The sequence below is a fragment of the Paenibacillus residui genome (assembly GCF_042677205.1).
Lineage (GTDB): Bacteria > Bacillota > Bacilli > Paenibacillales > NBRC-103111 > Paenibacillus_L > Paenibacillus_L residui.
Window position 1 is genome coordinate 1 of the sequence record NZ_JBHTIU010000077.1, and the last position, 18,287, is coordinate 18,287.

Here is an 18,287-nt window from a genome sequence, read left to right on the forward strand (position 1 = left end):
CTCCTCATCGTTGCCATACAACTAAGAAACTCCTTTTTTGCTGTCTAATTTTCTTAGTCCATTATACACCTTCCTTTTTTGTTTCAGCACATTCAGGGCACAAGTTATTGTAATTTTGATCAACCATGTCTTAAAAAACTGCGGATTTACCAGTGTGCCCAAGCTTTTAAAAGAACGATAGGCCACCTCTTGAACCACATCCATCGCATCATTCTTGTTTTTGACATATAGATAGGCCATGCGATAAATGTCTTGTTCGTAGGTTTGAAAAAGTTCGATATAGGCTTTGTGGTCACCATTTTGAGCTTTTTTTACTAACTGATTGATTGGAGTTCAACCTTTCCTTTTTATGTTTTATACCTATTAGACAATCCGGTTGACAATTTGGCTTAATTTTTTTGATATTTTTTTCGGCCTCGAACAATTTTGGAAGGACGCATATCCATAACAAAGGGGGAACAGAATCAGTCGAGGAAATTGAAACATGTCCTTAGGAAATGTAATTCAAGCCTGTCGTATATCTGCAGAAATTACTCAGGCGGCTGACGATCAGTCGGCCGCCTTTGAGCGCAATCGTGTTGAAGCTGATTTCATTTCCTAATATTGTCAAGAACATGCTTGATTCTCGATATTCCTTTTTCAATCTGTTGTTCTTCCAGGTTTCCATAGCCCAGAATAATTCGGTTTTCGTGCCTGCCTTTCTGTATGGCGTGCATTTCGACACCATGTACGGAAACGCCGGCGCCCAACATTTGCTCCAGAACTTCATTTGTAAATCGTATACCCGTAAACTCGGCAATCAAGTGAAGTCCTGTAGAGTCACCAGTTACCTGGACGCTGTCTCCAAAACATTGCCCTAATACTTTCCTGAGGAAATTCCTTCGCTGCTTATAAACCTTCTTCATTTGCCGGATGTGCCGCTCCAGAAATCCCTCTTCGATGAAGCGCGCAAGGATGAGCTGTTCCAAAGAAGGAGTATGCAGATCACTGAACCATTTGAGCATCCTGCACCGTTCAACGAGCGGATAGGGCAGAATCAAATAACCTATTCTTAGAGCGGGGGAGAGAATTTTGCTGAAGGTTCCGATGTAAATAACGACGCTTGGGTCCAGCGACTGCAGCGAATGGATAGGAGGGCCCTCGTACCGGAATTCGCTGTCGTAATCGTCCTCAACAATATAGCTGCCGGTATTTCGGGCATATTCAATCAACTGCACCCTTCGTTGAATAGGCAAAATGGAACCAAGCGGATACTGGTGCGAAGGGGTGACATACACGGATCCGTGATATGCGCCGGTTACTAACCGATCTGCTGCAATTCCGGAATGATCGACGGGAAGAGGGATCAGGCGGGCACCGCAGGACGTGAAGATGGTTTGGATATCGTTCGTGATCGGGTCCTCGATCATGATGTGATCACCCGGGTTTACAAGTAATTTAGCGACAAGGGTAATCGCCTGGGTGGCTCCGGAAGTAATGACCAATTGGTCCGGGTGGCAGCGCACTCCCCGAGTTCTGTATAAATATTTGGCAATAGCGCTTCTAAGCTCATACCTGCCTTCGGGAGAACCGTATCCAAAGCTCCGGCCCGGCGTATCGGATAATACCTGCTGCGCAAGCCGCGCCCAATGTTTCCGGGGGAAAAGCTCCAAAGCCGGAATGCCCGACCGAAAATTAACGATATCCTCTGTCATCTTGGTCCCCGTATGTTTGATCGAATCCGGCAAAGACTCGAATGTTAGGGGGTGCTTCAGCAGCGCCCCTTCGGCGACAAAAGTCCCCGAGCCCTGCCTGGCTTCCAGGTAGCCTTCCGCCATCAATTGCTCGTAAACTTCCAAAACTACATTTCTCGACACTTGCAAATCGGCCGCCAGCTGGCGGGTTGAAGGCAGCGCCTGACCGGCCTTAAGGTCTCCGTTCAATATTTTGGATTGAAGCTGATGAAAGATTTGCTTGGTCAATGGCGTATTTAACCTGCGGTCTACTGCAACCCAAACCATTTTCTCATCTCCCTCACGAAGTGGTACCCCTAATATCTTAAAAATGTGGTTCTTATTAGAACCAGTTTATCATGTTAAACTTTTTTGAAAAAGGAAGTAGGGAGGATCATTTGATGATGGAAATGGAAAAGCGGGCCGCGGACGCTCTGAAAAGCATCGCGCGGAACCAGCAATTAAAAGCCTATCTCAGCCAATCGGAAGTCATGTACCCGGTGCTCCTGCAGGCGGCAAAACGGTTCATTGCAGGGGAGACAAGGGAAGAAGGGATTCAACAATCCAAATTACTGGCATCCAGAGGATATCGGGTATCGATTGAGTACATAGGTGAAAATACGCCATCTGCCGAAGATTGTGTGAAGGCGAGAGAGGAATTCGCCGCATTGATCAAAGAAATCGCCCGCGAATCGCTGGAAGCTGCCGTTTGTCTCGACTTGTCGCACATTGGTTTAACGGTGGACCGGGGTTTAGCGGCGGACAATATTAATATTTTGGCGAAAGAAGGCAGGGAGCACGGAATTAGCATCATGGTTTCGTGGAGACCGAAATGCTGTACGGGGTTAAGGCAGAAAGGCTGAAGGAATTCAAAGAAAAAGGGTATTCGGCCAGAGTATATCTGCCTTATGGAACCGATTGGTTTTTGTACTTGTGTCATCGGTTGGCCGAGCATGCTCCGAACATTTATGGCGCTATTGCGGATATGGTTAATGTTCATGAGGCAAGGCACGAGATTCGATACTAAAAAGGAGACCGGCAAAAGATGATCCGATTGTGTGAAAAAACGGATGAAGAGCGTATATACCAAATAATAAACGATTCGGCCCAAGCGTACGGGGGTGTAATTCCGGAGGATCGTTATAAGGAGCCGTACATGAGCAGACATGAACTCGCCCAAGAGATGGAGGACGGTGTCATCTTCTGGGGATTTGAAGACGGCGGGCAGCTCTGCGGTATCATGGGAATTCAAGATAAAAACGAGGTGGCCCTGATTCGCCATGCCTATGTACAAACGATCAGTCGTCAGGCAGGGATCGGAACCAAGCTGTTAAATCATATTAGACAGCTTACAGATAAACCAATTCTGATAGGGACATGGGAATCCGCAGCTTGGGCGATTTCCTTCTATGTCAAGAACGGCTTTACTCTGGTTAATAGGGATGAAAAAAGAAGCCTGCTTCATAAATATTGGAATGTGCCGGAGAGGCAGGTCGAAACATCAGTCGTTCTATGTGATAACCGATTTCACCGGGGAAAGTAGAGGGCCCGCTTGAATGCGGTTCCGACGGTAAGTATACCGGACCCGACGTTTGATGATTTTTTCTTATGAAAGTGTCACATTTTACTTCAGGGAAACGTCTTGTTCGTAAAAAGTGAGGTGGCCATCATGAGACAGTATGATGTGGTGATCATTGGCGGCGGACTTGCCGGTTTAACCACATCGATTTATTTGGCAAGGGCTGAACTATCCGTAATGGTACTGGAAAAAGCAAATCAACTTGGCGGTCGTGCGCTTACCGTCAAAAAAAGCGGGGCAGCGCTTAATTTGGGTGTACATGCATTTTATCGGGATGGGGCAGGGGAGGCGATTCTGCGCGAATTAGGTGTTGAGTTGAAAGGCGCCTACCCTCCCGCCTCGGCGGGAGCAATGTGGAATAACCGGGTTTATACGCTGCCATCAAAACCACTGCAACTAGTCGCATCCAGGCTGTTCTCATTCTCGGAAAAGACGGAGCTTGCCCGCCTCATGCTTAAGCTGGGCAAAATTGATCCGAAGCGGATCGGGCAGATCAGTTTGAAGGAGTGGGCGGAACGGGAAATTCGGCATCCAATGCTGAGGCACGTAATTTATTCGGTGAGTCGGGCTAACTCCTTCGTTCCTCACCCTGAACTTCATCTTGCGGGTCCTGCCGTTCGGCAGCTTCAACGAACATTTGGCGGAAAAGCTTTCTATATCGATGGGGGGTGGGGAGCGCTAATCGATGATTTAAGAGAACGGGCCGTCCGCGCAGGCGTCGCGATTATTCGGCAGAAAAAAGCGGTCGAAGTTGACTATGACGGGATGGTTCGACGTATCCGGTGTACTGACGGCGATACGTTCGAATCTCCTAATGTGGTGATCGCTGCCGGTCCGAAGGAGGCGTATAATTTGGTGAAAAACGCGGACAGCACATCCATTTCCAAGTGGAAAGACGCCGTTAGACCGATCCGCGCCGCATGTCTCGATCTTGTTTTGCACCGTCTGCCTGATAGAGGTTCCAACTTTATTGCCGGATTTTGGCTGGATCAATCGTTCTTCTATAACATCCCGTCTACTGTTGCGAAGCTTAGCGATGACGGCTCTGTCGTCGTCCACCTGATAAAACATCTTGGAATGAGTGAAAGCCAACCTGAAGCGGACCTGTTGCAGTTGGAAAGAGCAATGGATCTCGTACAACCCGGGTGGCGAAAAGAGGAAATAGCCAGGCAGTTTTTGCCGAATTTGACGGTTGCCCATGATTTCAACACGGTGGATAAAAGCGGTGTTTATTACGGTCCGGCGATTCCGGAAATACATGGCCTGTATGTGGCAGGAGATTGGACCGGGCATGGAGAACTATTGGCGGATGCGTCGTTTGCCAGTGCCAAAAGAGCGGCTCAAGCGATCATTGCGGACAATCGTTCGAGAGGGGGAGAATTGCGCGTTGCAGAGTGAAAAGTTATATAGCGATTTAAAACCATTGCTCTTGTCGTTAGCGTATCATACTCTGGGGAGCGTCACAGATGCGGAAGATATTGTTCAAGAAGTGTTCCTGACGTGGGAAGAGAAACCGCCGCAGCAAGTACGAGATGTCAAATCCTATTTGTGTAGATCGGTTCATAATCGTTGTGTAGATTTCATTCGATCGTCGAGCAGAAAGCGAGAAGCGTATGTCGGTACATGGTTGCCGGAGCCTGTTAATACCGATAAGTTTCAGAAGAACGATCCTCTCGCGGAAATGGTATGGAAAGAATCCCTTTCTACTGCCGGGTTATTATTGCTGCAACAGCTCTCCGCGACAGAACGGATTGTATTCCTGCTGCATGAAGTGTTTCGTTATCGTTTTGATGAAATTGCCGAGATCGTTGACAAAAGCACGGCAAATTGCCGGCAAATATTTCATCGGGCGAAGAAGGGTATCGGCCCATTGCCTGATCGGAACCCGGAAATTATAGAGAAAAAAGCTGCTTTCGCTGAACGATTTGCCGAGGCGTTGACGACTGGAAATATAGGGTTGCTCATTGAACTTTTATCCTCGGATACCGTACTTTACACGGATGGAGGAGGCAAGGTAAAAGCGGCACTCCGTCCAATAAAAGGTTCGGAAAAAATTATTCGTTACTTCATCGGTATTAAGGATGAGATTCCTGCTGGAACTCGATATGAAACTAGTGAAATCAACGGCATGCCGGGAATACGATTAGTCGTCGGAGAGATGATTTTCGCAGTGATTACGTTTCATTATTTGCGTGATCAGCTATCTGACCTTTTTGTCGTGATGAATCCAGATAAACTGTCCCATTTTAATCGCATGAAGTAAGGCCGTAGGTTGTCTTAGTGTGAAATAACCGAAGTATCGTACAATCAGCGGCAAATATTCCGTTCGTCAAAGGCTCCGACAGGAGCCTTTTTCAACCTACATTAAAGTCAAACTTTAAAGTAATGCAGCAATATTATAAGAAAAAACGGCTGCTCCCACTACGATTCTTGGTATATCAAACGAAATATTGCATGAATGTCGTATGATCAAAGTAGGAGGGTGATTTGTTCACGGAAAATGTGACAGCAGAAGAAGCTCTAAATAAGCTATTGACATCGCTTTCAACTATTGTTTATAATTCTATTCAACAACTGGTATAGACAAGTATATGTTTATATATAGCCATGTGGAAAATTTTGATATTTATGATGTTAAGGGAGCGATACATGTGGAGAAAAGTCCGCAAACCGAGGGTATTATCGATAAGAACAGCATCGTACCCATCTACTACCAACTGAAAGAATATATTAAAGATCAAATCAAAAGCGGGGTGTGGAAGCCGGAACAATTGATTCCTTCCGAGCGGGAACTGACCGAGCAGTTCCAGATTAACCGCATGACCGTCAGGCAATCCATTAACGAGCTGGTGCACGAAGGTTTTCTGCGCAAGCAGCGCGGAGTCGGAACATTCGTTACCCAGCCTCCATCCGGAAGAAGCTTGGCCAAATTGACGAGCTTCTCGACCGATATTCTGAATCTCAAGCCGGGCTCACGCTTGCTGGCGATGAACGTTATCCCCGCACCGCAGAAGACGAAGGAACAGCTTGGCCTGTCAAAAGAGGAGCAGATCATCGAGATTATCCGCATCCGGACGGCTGATAACGAGCCGATCGCTCTGGAGCAGGTGCATTTGATCTATGACAAGGCATCCCCGCTACTTAACGAGAATTTCGAAAATCGGTCGATTTATAAAATTCTCGAAGAGGTATGCGGCTTCCGGCTGACGCGCGTGTCACAAACGATTGAAATCGCTACGTGTACACCGGAGGAAGCCGCACATTTGGACATTGATCCAACCGATGCGGCGCTGCTGATGGAGAGGGTCACGTATTTGGAAAACGGCGAACCTATCGAATTCGCGCGCTGTATCTATCGAGCTGATCGTTACGAATTGACATAGTAGCGATAATTTACAAACAGGAGGTATTTTTTATGGCAGAACATCTGAAATTATCGTTCGAAATTTGGCCGAACATGCCTTGGGGCCGGCTGGAAATTTGTGGACCCGCATGGAACTCTTGGGGAGACAAGCCCCTGGAATGGTGCGTTCGCCAGACCGCGTCGTACGGGTACGAAGGGTTTGACGTCATTTTCCCAAAAATTATGGAGCTTCGTCCGCATGAATACACCGAAACGGTGAAGAATGTTCGCAAAGCGATGGATGAAACGGGCATTGCCTTTGCTTCTATCGGGGCGCATACGACGTTTGTCTCCCCGCGATATTTCGATCGGGAGAACGGGATCGCCAAATTCAAGAAGGCTATTGACGCTGCCGCAGACATGGGGGCGGAATCGGTGGTTACCCTGCTTGGAGACGGATACTACGATCCGCCGCTCTACAATTTGATGACACGACAAGAAGCTTGGCATCAGGCAGTTACAGCTATTCAAGAAACGGCGGACTATGCCAAAGGCAAAGGCGTCGACGTCAGCATTGAGCTGCTGCAGGGCACAATCGCCAATACAGTGGAGACGATGATTAAACTAATTGAGCTGGTGGATCGTCCGAACGTATACACCTGCGTAGACGTTGGAACGTTCTATACGACGGTGAAACCGCGGATGCCGATTAAGATAGCGATCGAGCAGCTTGGCGACCGCATCCGCAATGTGCATGTGAAGGATGAAGTTGGATTTCCGAACATTATGCAATCTCAGCACGTCTGGTTTGGAGGCGGTTTCGTCGACTTTCAAGAGATGGCTGATGCGCTCAAGTCGGTTGGTTATAAACACTTCAACGCGGTGGAATGGGAAGCTTGGCAAGCCGGCGGATTATTCGGCGTAGGGGAGCCTTCCGGAATCGGGCTGGCGGATTTCGACCGGGTGGCCGCAGAAGCCAAGGAATTCCTCGAAGAATACGGATGGGGCAAAGCAAATTGAGAGCGTTGTCAAAATACGTAAGCCAGGCTGAGCTGGAGGAGCTGCTGTTCAACCTGATTCAACTGGAGAGCCATGAGGAAGCACCGGCACTTGAACGCCCTTTGGCAGAATGGATTGCGGCTTGGTGCCATAAGGCCGGGATCGAAGCATTCGTTATGGAAGCGCCTGCAGGCAGGTTTAACGTTATCGCCCGTGTAAGAGGCGACGGCTCCGGTCCGAGCCTGATGCTGAATGGGCATCTGGATACCGTGCCCGCTTACGATATGGAGGATGCGTTCCGGCCGAGGGTGGCTGACGACCGGATTTACGGACGCGGTGCCACGGATATGAAGGGGGCGCTTGCTTCCATGCTCGCGGTTTTGCTGGCGGTACAACGAAGCGGCGTTTCGCTGGCCGGGGATGTGTGCTTTGTCGCTACGGCAGGTGAGGAGACCTATAGTCCCGGAGCCTATAAGCTGCTCCGCTCCGGATTTCGATGCGATTATGCCATCGTAGGCGAACCGACGGGCATGCAGGTCGGCATAGCGCATAAGGGCGTGCTGTGGGGCGAGGCCGAGTTCGCAGGACTTTCCGTTCACGGAAGTGTGCCGGATGAAGGCGTTAATGCGATTTACCGCGCGAGCGATTGGATTCAGGCGATTCAAGAAACGTACATCCCTTCATTAAAGCAAAAGCTGCATCCGCTGCTTGGAGCTCCGACGGTCAATATCGGTATGATCGAGGGCGGAACGCGCCCGGTCATTGTACCGAATAACTGCCGGATCCGATTCGAGAGACGGATGATCCCCGGCGAATCCGAAGAGAGCGTGATTGGTGAGCTCCAGGAGCTTCTTGACGGGCTGTCCGCGGAGTCAGATAACATGCGCGGGAATATACGGGTGTCTGACAATTTCCACGGTGTTCCGCATGGACCATTCGAGACCTCTTCCGCCAATCCGCTCATTTCATTGTTATCGCATGCGTATGCCGAGCATTTCCAGACGGCGGCTCCGGAGCCGGTCGGCCTGCAATTTTGGACCGAGGCGGCAATGTTTGAGCATATAGGCGGGATGGGAACGGTCGTTTGCGGTCCGGGCTTCATCGCACAAGCGCATTCCTCGAACGAGTATGTGTCAAGATCGCAATTATGGGCTGCCTATATGATGTATGCAGCGGCGGTTTATCGGCTCTGCGTCCGGAAGGAAGAGGCTTCGCCTTGTTAGCAGTGCATATTTGATGGTGTACCCGGCATTTATACGTGTAAAGGCCGTAACACAATATAGTAGAGACTCGGGAAAGGGGGAAGATATGTTATTGCTCGGATTAAGATGCAGCAGTTGCGGAGAATGGCATGAATCAACGATCCGGTATCAATGTGAAGCTTGCGGGAACAGCCTGATGGCGGAATATGATTATAACCGTATTTTTCGCAAATTTTCATTTGAGAATGCCGGAATGGCCAGCGGGATATGGCGATTCAAACCTCTGCTTCCCGTAGGGCCGAATGTCGCGCCCGTAACGCTCGGAGAAGGCAGCACACCGCTTTTGCGGGCGAATAGGCTGGAATCGGCACTATCGCTTGCAAACGTTTTCTTAAAGAACGAAACGGTGAATCCGACACTTTCTTTTAAAGATCGTGCCTTATCGGTCGCTTTAACGGTGGCCGGCCAGCTTGGTGCAGAGGCCGTTGTGACCGCTTCCACCGGCAATACCGGCGTATCCGCCGCAGCATATGCGGCCAAATCAGGGTTGCCATGCACGTTGTTTGTTCCGAAATCGACGCCTCGGGCCAAGCTGTATGCAATGAAACGCTATGGAGCTTCACTGCATCAGGTGGACGGCACCTTCAGCGATGCTTACCTGCTGGCAAAGGAAGTTGCCGAGCGGAAGCGTTGGTTTAACCTGACGTCGACGTTCCTGAATCCGTTTGCAGTGGAAGGCCATAAAACGCTGGCTTATGAACTGGTTGAGCAAATGAAAGAGGTTCCGGATTGGGTGATCATTCCCATTGGGGCAGGACCGCTCCTGGTTTCCGTATACCGGGGGTTTCTCGAACTGCGTTTAGCCGGACGGATTAACACCATTCCCCGGTTAGTGGGGGTACAGGCGGCAGGCTGCGCTCCGATTGCCAGAGCGTTCGCTCAAGACAAGACGGAAGTAGAGCCTTGGGAAGCGCCCGAGACGATGTTATCCGCAATTGCCGATCCGCTCAGCAGCTATCCTGCTGACGGAAGCCGGACGCTGAAGGTCATCCGTGAATCGGGTGGACAAGTCGTTGCTGCTCCGGATGAGGCTGTACTGGGAGATCAGGAATGGCTGACGAGACAGGAAGGGCTTTACGTGGAGAATGCCTCCGCATCAACGTTGACTGCTCTCAAAATTTTGTTGAAGCAAAGGGTTGTCCGCGAGTCGGATTCCGTCGTTCTCGTATTAACCGGACATGGTACGAAAGAAACGGAGTAGGATTTGTGTCCTTACATGTTAGGAAACAAGCAGTTACTTTATGGAAAAGAGGGGTATGCAATGAAAAAAGTTTTAGCATCCACCTTGGCCGGCGCCATGGCAGTGTCTGCTCTATTGGCGGGATGTTCCTCATCCGGCGGCAATTCGGGTCAGCCTGCCGGGAGTCCAAACAGCAATGGCGAGGCGGTCACCGAGCTTACACTATGGCATATGGAAGAGCCGCCGAACCGGGTCAAACGGTTTGCAGAAGTGGTCGAGGAGTTTAACCAGTCGCATCCGAACATCAAAGTGAAAGCCCAGGTTCAAAGCTGGGGGGATGCCTATTCGAAATTCCCGGCATCGATTAAAGCGGGCAACGGGCCTGACCTTTTGTTTACGATTCCCGATTATACGACGCTGCTGAAAGAATTAGACGTTGTTCAGCCTGTTGACGATATCGTGCAGAAGCTCGATGAGAAGCACAAGTTTCTTACAGCGTCGCTTGCCCCGTATCAATATGAAGACAAAACTTGGGCCGTGCCGGTATTCGGAATGATCCAGGTGCTGTGGTATCGCAAGGATATGCTGGATGCAGAAGGGCTTCAGGCGCCGAAAACATGGGACGAGCTGCTTGCAGCGGCAAAAACGCTAACCAAAGACGGGAAGTATGGAATTGCACTTCCGGCCTCCAAATCGATGGCGACCGACCAGGTGCTGTACAGCTTCTTGGTGACGGCAGGGGCCAAGTCGGTCATAGACGGAAATAACAAAGTAACGTTCGATAACCCTAATACGGTGAAGGCGTACGAAATGTACAAGGAGCTGCTCGCCTTCTCGCCGCCGGACAGCAATACGTACCAATGGGGCGAACCGCAGGCGCAGTTAAACACCGGCCAATCGGCGATGGCTATTGAGAAAGGACAGTATTTGGCCACGTTCGAATCCGAGTCCGGACGCCCGGCTTCCGATCTTGGGGTGGCGCCGATTCCGGTAGCGGATGGAGGCGAACCAGGCAGCATCTACTATTCTAACGGCATTATGGTGCTGACGAAAGACGCCAAGAAGAAAGAGGCGATTGCCGAGTTTTTCGATTATTTGTACGAACCGGAGACGTACGGGAAGTTCATTAACGCGGAGCCAGGCTTGTTCCTGCCGGTAACCGAAGATGGTGCGAAGGCAGAAAGCTTCTGGAATGATCCTGTAATCAGCAAGTACAAGGACCAGGTGCAGGTGCTGCTCGACGCTTCCCAGAAAGGCTATCTGTTCGGTTTCACCGACGGAGTGGCAAGCAAGATTGGAAAAATCGCCGGACCGAATTTCATTGCGCAAACGCTGGAAATGATCATGACGAGCGGCAAGTCGCCGGAGGAAGCCGTGAAGATTGGGCAGCGGCTAATGGAAGATGCGGTGAAGTAATGGCGGATATGAATTTTAATACAAGAGATAGAGAGAAAAACAAAAAAAAGTGGAAACGACAGCAATCTGCGCGATTTCCACTCCAAAGGTTTCTGTTCACACGGCAATGGAACAGATAATAATATCTTCTGACAATCAGCATGAAATTGCAAGTCTTTTCCGTGAGGGAGCGCGAGTTCCCTTGCGGAAATTCATCACACGTTCCGAGGTGAGAGCATGAATTCCAAGACAGCTAGGTCCAGAAAGAATATTCCTGTGCTTCCCTATTTGCTTGTGCTCCCGATAACGGCCTGGATCGTTGTAACGATTTTCGTTCCTTTGTTTCAAGTCGTCAGGGAAAGCTTTTATAACACGGGGTTCATCGGAACGAGCGGCAGTTTCGTAGGACTGGACAATTATACAACACTCATTTTTTCTTCAGAATATTGGAGCAAATGGGGCAAGAGCCTGATATGGGTGCTCGGCAACGGACTGCTGCAGACTGTCCTGGCGTTCTCGATCGCCCTGCTGCTGAACCGCCCCGGCAAAATCCGGCAATGGCTGCGCACATGGGTTATCATCCCGTGGGTTATTCCGACAATTGTCGTCTGTATTTTTTGGCAATGGATATTTAACGGGAGCTATGGCATTCTCAACGACGCTCTGATGTCCTTCGGCTGGATCGACAAGCCGATCAATCTGCTAGGCCATCCGTTCTGGTCGCTGCCCATTCTGATCTTCATCAATACGTGGCACTGGTTCCCGTTCATGACGGTCATCGTGCTAGCGGGGCTGACCATTATTTCGCAGGACATGTACGAGGCGTCCTCGATCGATGGGGCGAACAAATGGCAGCAATTTTGGAAAATTACATTTCCGCAGCTCAATCCGATTCTATTCGCATTAGGTCTCGTAGGAACATTGTGGAGCTTTAATATTTTTGATTTGATTCATATTTTAACCTCTGGAGGGCCGGCCGGAGCTACGACGACAGTGCCCGTATATATTTACCAAATGGCGTTCCAGTCGTTCCAACTGGGTAAAGCATCCGCCGCCTCTGTAATAACCTCGCTGCTTTTGCTTGTCTTTGCAACCGTGTTCATTAAATTCGCTTCGCCGAAGGAAGAGTAGGAGGGTGATAGCATGAAAGTATTGAAATGGCTGTTCAGTTTAATTCTCGCGTTGATCGTCGTCTTCCCTTTTTACTGGGTTATCGTCTCCTCCTTCAAACCGGCGGATCAAATTTTGAGTCCGGATCTGTTTCCTAAAGCATTTACGCTGGAGCATTACCGGCAGCTGCTCGAAATGACCTCGTATTTGCAAAATTTGTGGAACAGCATTCTCGTCTCGCTAGGTACGCTCGTATGTACCGTACTGATTGTCATACCGGCCGGTTTCGCCATTTACCGGATGAAATTTCCGGGAAGATTGTTCGTATACCGGCTTATTCTCGCATCGTATATTTTTCCGGGCATTTTGCTGCTCGTTCCGGTTTACCAATTGATGAGCAATATCGGTCTCGTCGATTCACTCTGGGGATTGATCGTTATGAACGTGACGTTCTCGGCACCGTTTGCTGTTTGGCTTATGCGGGGATTTTTCGACGCAATTCCAGTGGGACTGGACGAGGCGGCTTCCATCGATGGGGCCGGACGCATGCGGACGCTGATGCAAATTATTCTGCCGCTCATTATGCCGGGCATCGCAACCATTATGATTTATGCATTCATTACATCGTGGACGGAGTTCGCTTATGCATCGGTTCTCATCTCCAGCGATCAGCTGCGTACGCTGCCCGTAGGGCTCAAAGCGATCATGGGCCAATACACGGTGCGCTGGGGCTGGACGACCGCCGGTGCGGTGCTGACACTGCTGCCCGTCGTCGTGTTCTTCGCTTTCGTTGGCAAGTTTTTCGTGCGCGGACTAACGACCGGAGCCGTGAAATAAGATGAAAGGAATGGTAGATATGCGGTCGATCAAACAGTCAGTCAAGATCGGTGTCATTGGGTTAGGGAGATTCGGCAGGCTGCACCTGAAGGTATTCAGCCAAATCGACGGCGCGGAGATTGCTGCGGTATGCGATTTGGACCGGGAATTGACGAAACGGATCGCGGGGGAATACCCGACTTCCCGAGATTATGCAAGTCCTGAGGATTTAATCAGGGATGACGGGCTCGACGTAGTCGATATTGTCACCGATGAAGCGACCCACGGCAGGCTCGTCATTCTGGCGCTCCAGCATGGCAAGCACGTCTTCGTTGAAAAGCCGCTTGCACTGACCAGCGAGGAGGGGCGGAAGATCGAGGAGCTGCAGGCCAGTACCGGCAAGCTTGTCATGGTAGGGAATATAAGCCGTTTTGCTCTGCCCTATATTTTAATGAAACGGTCGCAAAATAGGGGGCAGCTGGGAGAACTCGTTCATATGCGGGCGAAACGCCAGTTCAGCCGCAGCTGGTTTGAGCATTTTGGCAAAAGAGTGCATCCGGTTTACGAATCGGGCATTCACGACCTGGATTTATTCCTGTGGTATGCGGGCGCACGGTGTACAAGCGTATATACCGTCGAACGAAATATAAGCGGATATCCGTATCCGGACCATTTCTCCGCGCTGTTAACCTTTGAAAACGGGCTGCATGCTTCCTTGGAATCGTCATGGACTATTCCGGGGAACGGACCGCATAATATGACGGACACGCTGGAGCTTGACGGTACCATCGATGCGGAGATCGAGCTTGTCGGACAGCGCAGTATGGCGAAATTTTCAACGCTGCAATCCGGGCTTTCGATCTGGACCGATGAACGCTGCTATACACCGGATTACACGTTGTGGCCGACAGAGCACGAACAGGTCGGCGGCGCGATTCGTGCAGAGCTGACTCATTTCGTGGAATGCGTCAGGCTCCATCGGCCGTCGGACATTGTTCCGCTGGCCGATTCCGTTCATGCCCTGGAGATCGCCGCGGCGATTGTCACGTCGGGAAAAACCGGGGAACCGGTTCGGGTGGGAGGTTAAATCCTATGAATGATAGAATAGATATCTATGAGCGAATCAGAGAGTTGGGTTTGACGATTCCAGAAGTACCGCCCCGGTTCCTGTTCGTGCCCGGGGTACTTACGGGGAATCTGCTGTTTATATCCGGACAAACGCCGGAAGTGAACGGCGTCATGCAGTACACAGGCCGGCTCGGCGACGATCTGGACGTTGAAACAGGCCAACGGGCGGCCAGGCTCGCTGCGCTGAACTGTATCGGCGAGATGCAGGCTGTACTCGGTGACTTGAATCGGGTAGAGCGAATTGTGCGGATGATGGGATACGTTCGTTCAGCAGACGGTTTCGGCGAGCAGCCGCTTGTTGTCAACGGGGCTTCGGAGCTGCTGCACGAAGTGTTCGGCGAAGCGGGAAAACATGCTCGCGCCGCACTCGGCACAAGCGAACTCCCGTTCGGCGCTCCGGTCGAGCTGGAGATGATCGTGCAGGTGAAGGCCGAATGAAGATTGACGAACGTCTCTATTTAATCGGGAGCGGCCGGCTTGGTTTCGACTGGACGCATCCGAGCGATTGCAACGTATATGTGTTCGATTCGGGCGATGGACTTGTCATGATCGATTCCGGAACCGGATTGTCGCATAATGAGATTCGAGAGCATCTGGAGGACGAGGGGTTACGAGCCGGGGACCTGGCCGAGATTTGGCTGACCCATCTGCATGCGGATCATGCGGGCGGTGCAGCGGAATGGCGGCGTATATCCGGAGCTAAAGTGGGCGTACTGAAGCAAGCGTCCGAACCTCTTATGCTTGGCGATGAGGAAGCTATTGATTTGCCGACAGCCCGCCGCAACGGCTTCTACCCGCCAGATTATCTATTTTCGGGCTGCCCTGTGGACCGGCTATTCGAAGATAAGGAGAATTTCCGAATAGGGAACTGCCGGGTTCAAGTTCTTCATACTCCCGGACATTCGCGGTTCGATACTTCTTTTCATGTAACGATGCCGAACGGCAGAGCGGTTTTGTTTTCAGGCGATACGGTTTTTTATAATGGAAGGATTTCGATGATTCATACTCGCGATTTTCATCTCCAACAACTAGCTGACAGCATGGAATTACTTGGGCAATATACAGTCGACATGCTGCTTCCGGGTCATGGACAGCCTGCATTAAAACGCGGATCTGAACATATTCGACTGGCGCGCGACACGTTTCGGGCGATGGGCGTTCCGATAAATATCGTTTGAGGAGTTGAGGAATTTGGCTGGGCAAAAGGCAGGGAAGCAGTACGCGGAGAAGGTTATTAGCCATATTCATGAAATAATAGAGAAGGAAAGCGCAGCGATCGACAAGGCTGCAGACAAAGTAGCCGCGACGATCGCCCGCGACGGGCTTGTTCACCTTTTCGGGTGCGGACATTCACATATGCTGGCCGAGGAGGTGTTTTACCGGGCAGGAGGGCTTGCGGCAATCCAGCCGATTTTGGACACTGCGGTCATGCTTCATGAAGGCGCTGTCAAAAGCTCCATGGTCGAGCGAATGGAAGGATATGCGGCACACATATTGAACAATTACGACGTCAAGCCGGGCGAACCGATCATCATTTTATCCAATTCAGGTGTGAACGGGGTTCCCGTCGATATGGCGATGGAAGCCAAAGCGAAGGGGTTATATGTGATCGCGATCGTATCCTCCGCTTATTATGAGGACGCCCCGCGGCATTCCTCCAGCAGGAAGCTGTACGAAGTCGCGGATCTGGTCATTGACAATCATTTGCCGCACGGGGACGCATTGATGGAAGTAGCGGGAACGGATATTCGGATGTCTCCGGGTTCAACGGTGATCGGCGCAACGATTTTAAATATGATGATGACGATGGCCGTTTGTAAGCTTGCAGAGCAGGGCATCGAACCTCCCGTATTCCGAAGCGGGAACGTTCCGGGCGGTTTCGAACAAAACCTTAAGTATATTGAAAAGTACAGAAAGCGGATCAAGCATCTTTAGAATGGGGGAAACCGGAATGACAATGAGTGCGGTTATGGGAATCGATCTCGGCACGACTTCCGTCAAATGCCTGGCGATGGACCGGAACGGGAAGCGAATCGCCTCGGCATCCCACAGCTATCCGATCCAATCGCCGCATACCGGTTGGGTGGAGCAGCGGCCGGAAGATTGGTGGGCGGCAGTGGTGAAGTCGGTTCGGGAATGCTTGTCGGCACTGCCTGAGGATGCGTTCATCGAAGCCGTTTCGTTATCCGGTCATATGAGCGCGCTGACGCTGCTGGACGAGTGCGGTTCACCGGTCATGCCTGCCATTCTTATCGCCGATACGAGATCGGAACAGCAAACCCGTTATTTAATGAAGCATTACCGGGATCGAACGATCGCCTTGACCGGCAATGTCCCCCTTGATGCGTTCACGGCTCCGAAGCTGATGTGGGTGAGGGATCAGCGGCCCGATTTGTACCGGAAAGCGGATAAGCTTGTGTTTCCGAAGGATTACGTACGCTTCCGCTTGACGGGCCGTCTAGGAACGGATCCGACTGATGCGGGCAACAGCCTGCTGTTCGATGTGCGCAGACGGGAATGGAACGAGACGTTCATCCGGGACCTTGGTCTGCGTGTGGATCTGTTTCCTGAGGCCGCCGATTCTCTATCTGCAGCGGGAACGATAACGTCCGAGGTCAGCGTCTTGACCGGCCTGCCTGCAGGTACCCCCGTGTTCACGGGAGCGGCGGATATCGCCTGCACCCAGATCGGCACGGGAACCCTGGAAGCCGATATCATGGCGATTACGCTGAGTACTTCAGCGCAAATCATTATGCGTGTGCCGGATACGCATGTTGGTGTGGCCGGGCAAGTGACGTTTCATCCGAGTGCCGCAGCCGCGGCGATGTATGCGATGGGCAGCGTGTTTACTGGAGGGTTGGGCGTACAGTGGGGGTATGAGCTGCTGTTCGACCGCGATTCTATGAATGCGGGCGATTATGAGCGGTTGGACCGGCTGAGCGAACGGATGAAGCAGATCCCTTGCGGCAGCGGGGGGCTTCTGTTCCTGCCGTTTCTGGTCGGAAGCTCGACGCCTTATTTCGACCCCCGCGACAGGGCGGCATGGATCGGCTTGACGCATCATCGCGACAAGGCGCTGCTGCTGCATTCCATTATGGAAGGCATCGCCTTCAACATCCGGGAGAACGTCGAAGCCTTCGCCGCCATGGGCCAAGTTCCCCGACGGATTTACTTGGGCGGAGGAGGCAGCCGCAATCCGGTCTGGCGCCAGATGATCGCTGACGTACTCGGCCGCGAGATGGTCCTGCTGCAAACAAGCGATGCCTCCGCCTTAGGCGCTGCAGCCATTGCCGGTGTCGGCGCCGGCCTGTTTGACTCGCTGGAATCGATCTCCCGCGAGCTCGTTCGGGAGGGAGAGCGGCTGGACAGCGATGGGGAGCGGCATAGGAGATACAACGTCCTATATGAAAAGTACCGTAAAGTGTATCGGTCGCTGCATGAGTACTATACGGAGCTGGATTCGGAGCTGCTTGGCGAGTAGCATAAATAAACGATCATTTGTTCCGGATCTAGTGAATTTGGGTGCGGCAGATTTAGCAATTTCAGCACTGGCCCCTCGCGTGATGTTAGGTCAGTCCCTATGCGCGCATGCCGACCTTTGCTCACAAAAGAAGCAAAAGTGCATCTTTTTTCACGGAAAACGCCTATTGTAAGGGAAAAGCCTGCAAAAATACACGAATATCGTTTAATGGCATGGCGGTAGCGTCAAGAAGTTTGTGTAAGCTGGTAGGGTTATCCATCGGGACGATGGATAAGAAATATT

At 51.1% G+C, this 18,287-nt stretch carries 18 protein-coding genes; 16 read left to right on the top strand and 2 right to left on the bottom strand.

What is annotated here, in order from left to right; all coding sequences use genetic code 11:
- Positions 1-21 precede the first annotated feature (21 nt).
- On the bottom strand, positions 22-327 hold the full coding sequence (locus ACFQ03_RS19420) for an RNA polymerase sigma factor (RefSeq protein ID WP_379290311.1): 306 nt from the start codon (positions 325-327) through the stop codon (positions 22-24).
- 263 nt (positions 328-590) lie between these two features.
- Positions 591-2,000 carry a MocR-like pyridoxine biosynthesis transcription factor PdxR gene (gene pdxR, locus ACFQ03_RS19425; protein WP_379290278.1) on the bottom strand — a complete coding sequence of 470 codons (1,410 nt, stop codon included), beginning with the start codon at positions 1,998-2,000 and terminating at the stop codon, positions 591-593.
- 113 nt (positions 2,001-2,113) lie between these two features.
- Between pdxR and ACFQ03_RS19430 the strand changes: the two genes are divergently transcribed.
- From ACFQ03_RS19430 to xylB, 16 genes are all read left to right on the top strand, one after another.
- Positions 2,114-2,575, top strand: coding sequence for a hypothetical protein (locus ACFQ03_RS19430; RefSeq protein ID WP_379290279.1), 462 nt, complete (start codon positions 2,114-2,116; stop codon positions 2,573-2,575).
- 182 nt (positions 2,576-2,757) lie between these two features.
- Complete coding sequence (locus tag ACFQ03_RS19435) at positions 2,758-3,255, top strand: GNAT family N-acetyltransferase (protein ID WP_379290281.1); 498 nt, start codon at positions 2,758-2,760, stop codon at positions 3,253-3,255.
- Positions 3,256-3,381: 126 nt separating this feature from the next.
- Positions 3,382-4,689, top strand: a complete 1,308-nt coding sequence (locus ACFQ03_RS19440) for a phytoene desaturase family protein (protein ID WP_379290283.1) — start codon at positions 3,382-3,384, stop codon at positions 4,687-4,689.
- On the top strand, positions 4,679-5,554 hold the full coding sequence (gene sigJ, locus ACFQ03_RS19445) for an RNA polymerase sigma factor SigJ (protein ID WP_379290285.1): 876 nt from the start codon (positions 4,679-4,681) through the stop codon (positions 5,552-5,554). The genes ACFQ03_RS19440 and sigJ overlap by 11 nt, the downstream gene beginning before the upstream one ends.
- Before the next feature lie 388 nt (positions 5,555-5,942).
- Entirely contained in the window at positions 5,943-6,674 is a 732-nt protein-coding gene (locus ACFQ03_RS19450) for a GntR family transcriptional regulator (RefSeq protein ID WP_379290287.1), read from the top strand.
- A 32-nt stretch (positions 6,675-6,706) separates the two neighbouring features.
- On the top strand, positions 6,707-7,654 hold the full coding sequence (locus tag ACFQ03_RS19455; protein WP_379290289.1) for a sugar phosphate isomerase/epimerase family protein: 948 nt from the start codon (positions 6,707-6,709) through the stop codon (positions 7,652-7,654).
- A complete protein-coding gene (locus ACFQ03_RS19460; RefSeq protein WP_379290291.1) occupies positions 7,651-8,856 on the top strand; it encodes a M20 family metallopeptidase in 1,206 nt (401 codons plus the stop codon). The genes ACFQ03_RS19455 and ACFQ03_RS19460 overlap by 4 nt, the downstream gene beginning before the upstream one ends.
- Before the next feature lie 91 nt (positions 8,857-8,947).
- Entirely contained in the window at positions 8,948-10,096 is a 1,149-nt protein-coding gene (gene thrC, locus ACFQ03_RS19465) for a threonine synthase (RefSeq protein ID WP_379290293.1), read from the top strand.
- A gap of 60 nt (positions 10,097-10,156) precedes the next feature.
- Complete coding sequence (locus ACFQ03_RS19470) at positions 10,157-11,491, top strand: ABC transporter substrate-binding protein (protein ID WP_379290295.1); 1,335 nt, start codon at positions 10,157-10,159, stop codon at positions 11,489-11,491.
- 216 nt (positions 11,492-11,707) lie between these two features.
- Complete coding sequence (locus tag ACFQ03_RS19475; RefSeq protein ID WP_379290297.1) at positions 11,708-12,601, top strand: carbohydrate ABC transporter permease; 894 nt, start codon at positions 11,708-11,710, stop codon at positions 12,599-12,601.
- Positions 12,602-12,613: 12 nt separating this feature from the next.
- Positions 12,614-13,417: a carbohydrate ABC transporter permease gene (locus ACFQ03_RS19480; RefSeq protein ID WP_379290299.1), complete on the top strand. Its 804-nt coding sequence runs from the start codon at positions 12,614-12,616 to the stop codon at positions 13,415-13,417.
- 1 nt (position 13,418) lies between these two features.
- Complete coding sequence (locus ACFQ03_RS19485; RefSeq protein ID WP_379290301.1) at positions 13,419-14,483, top strand: Gfo/Idh/MocA family protein; 1,065 nt, start codon at positions 13,419-13,421, stop codon at positions 14,481-14,483.
- 5 nt (positions 14,484-14,488) lie between these two features.
- Positions 14,489-14,962, top strand: a complete 474-nt coding sequence (locus ACFQ03_RS19490; RefSeq protein ID WP_379290303.1) for a RidA family protein — start codon at positions 14,489-14,491, stop codon at positions 14,960-14,962.
- Entirely contained in the window at positions 14,959-15,702 is a 744-nt protein-coding gene (locus ACFQ03_RS19495) for an MBL fold metallo-hydrolase (RefSeq protein WP_379290305.1), read from the top strand. Before ACFQ03_RS19490 ends, ACFQ03_RS19495 begins: the two co-directional genes overlap by 4 nt.
- A 13-nt stretch (positions 15,703-15,715) precedes the next feature.
- Positions 15,716-16,459 (top strand): sugar isomerase domain-containing protein, encoded by a 744-nt coding sequence (locus tag ACFQ03_RS19500; protein ID WP_379290307.1) that lies wholly within the window; start codon positions 15,716-15,718, stop codon positions 16,457-16,459.
- A gap of 16 nt (positions 16,460-16,475) precedes the next feature.
- The gene (gene xylB, locus ACFQ03_RS19505) at positions 16,476-18,005 is read left to right on the top strand and encodes a xylulokinase (protein WP_379290309.1); all 1,530 of its coding nucleotides are present in this window, start codon (positions 16,476-16,478) and stop codon (positions 18,003-18,005) included.
- The last annotated feature ends 282 nt before the right edge of the window (positions 18,006-18,287 follow it).

Coding starts and splice junctions, on each gene's coding strand:
- ACFQ03_RS19470 (WP_379290295.1), top strand. CDS start 10,157: ATGAAAAAAGTTTTAGCATCCACCTTGGCCGGCGCCATGGCAGTGTCT.
- pdxR (WP_379290278.1), bottom strand. CDS start 2,000: ATGGTTTGGGTTGCAGTAGACCGCAGGTTAAATACGCCATTGACCAAG.
- xylB (WP_379290309.1), top strand. CDS start 16,476: ATGACAATGAGTGCGGTTATGGGAATCGATCTCGGCACGACTTCCGTC.
- ACFQ03_RS19495 (WP_379290305.1), top strand. CDS start 14,959: ATGAAGATTGACGAACGTCTCTATTTAATCGGGAGCGGCCGGCTTGGT.
- ACFQ03_RS19475 (WP_379290297.1), top strand. CDS start 11,708: ATGAATTCCAAGACAGCTAGGTCCAGAAAGAATATTCCTGTGCTTCCC.
- ACFQ03_RS19440 (WP_379290283.1), top strand. CDS start 3,382: ATGAGACAGTATGATGTGGTGATCATTGGCGGCGGACTTGCCGGTTTA.
- ACFQ03_RS19430 (WP_379290279.1), top strand. CDS start 2,114: ATGATGGAAATGGAAAAGCGGGCCGCGGACGCTCTGAAAAGCATCGCG.
- ACFQ03_RS19455 (WP_379290289.1), top strand. CDS start 6,707: ATGGCAGAACATCTGAAATTATCGTTCGAAATTTGGCCGAACATGCCT.
- ACFQ03_RS19480 (WP_379290299.1), top strand. CDS start 12,614: ATGAAAGTATTGAAATGGCTGTTCAGTTTAATTCTCGCGTTGATCGTC.
- ACFQ03_RS19435 (WP_379290281.1), top strand. CDS start 2,758: ATGATCCGATTGTGTGAAAAAACGGATGAAGAGCGTATATACCAAATA.
- ACFQ03_RS19490 (WP_379290303.1), top strand. CDS start 14,489: ATGAATGATAGAATAGATATCTATGAGCGAATCAGAGAGTTGGGTTTG.
- ACFQ03_RS19485 (WP_379290301.1), top strand. CDS start 13,419: ATGAAAGGAATGGTAGATATGCGGTCGATCAAACAGTCAGTCAAGATC.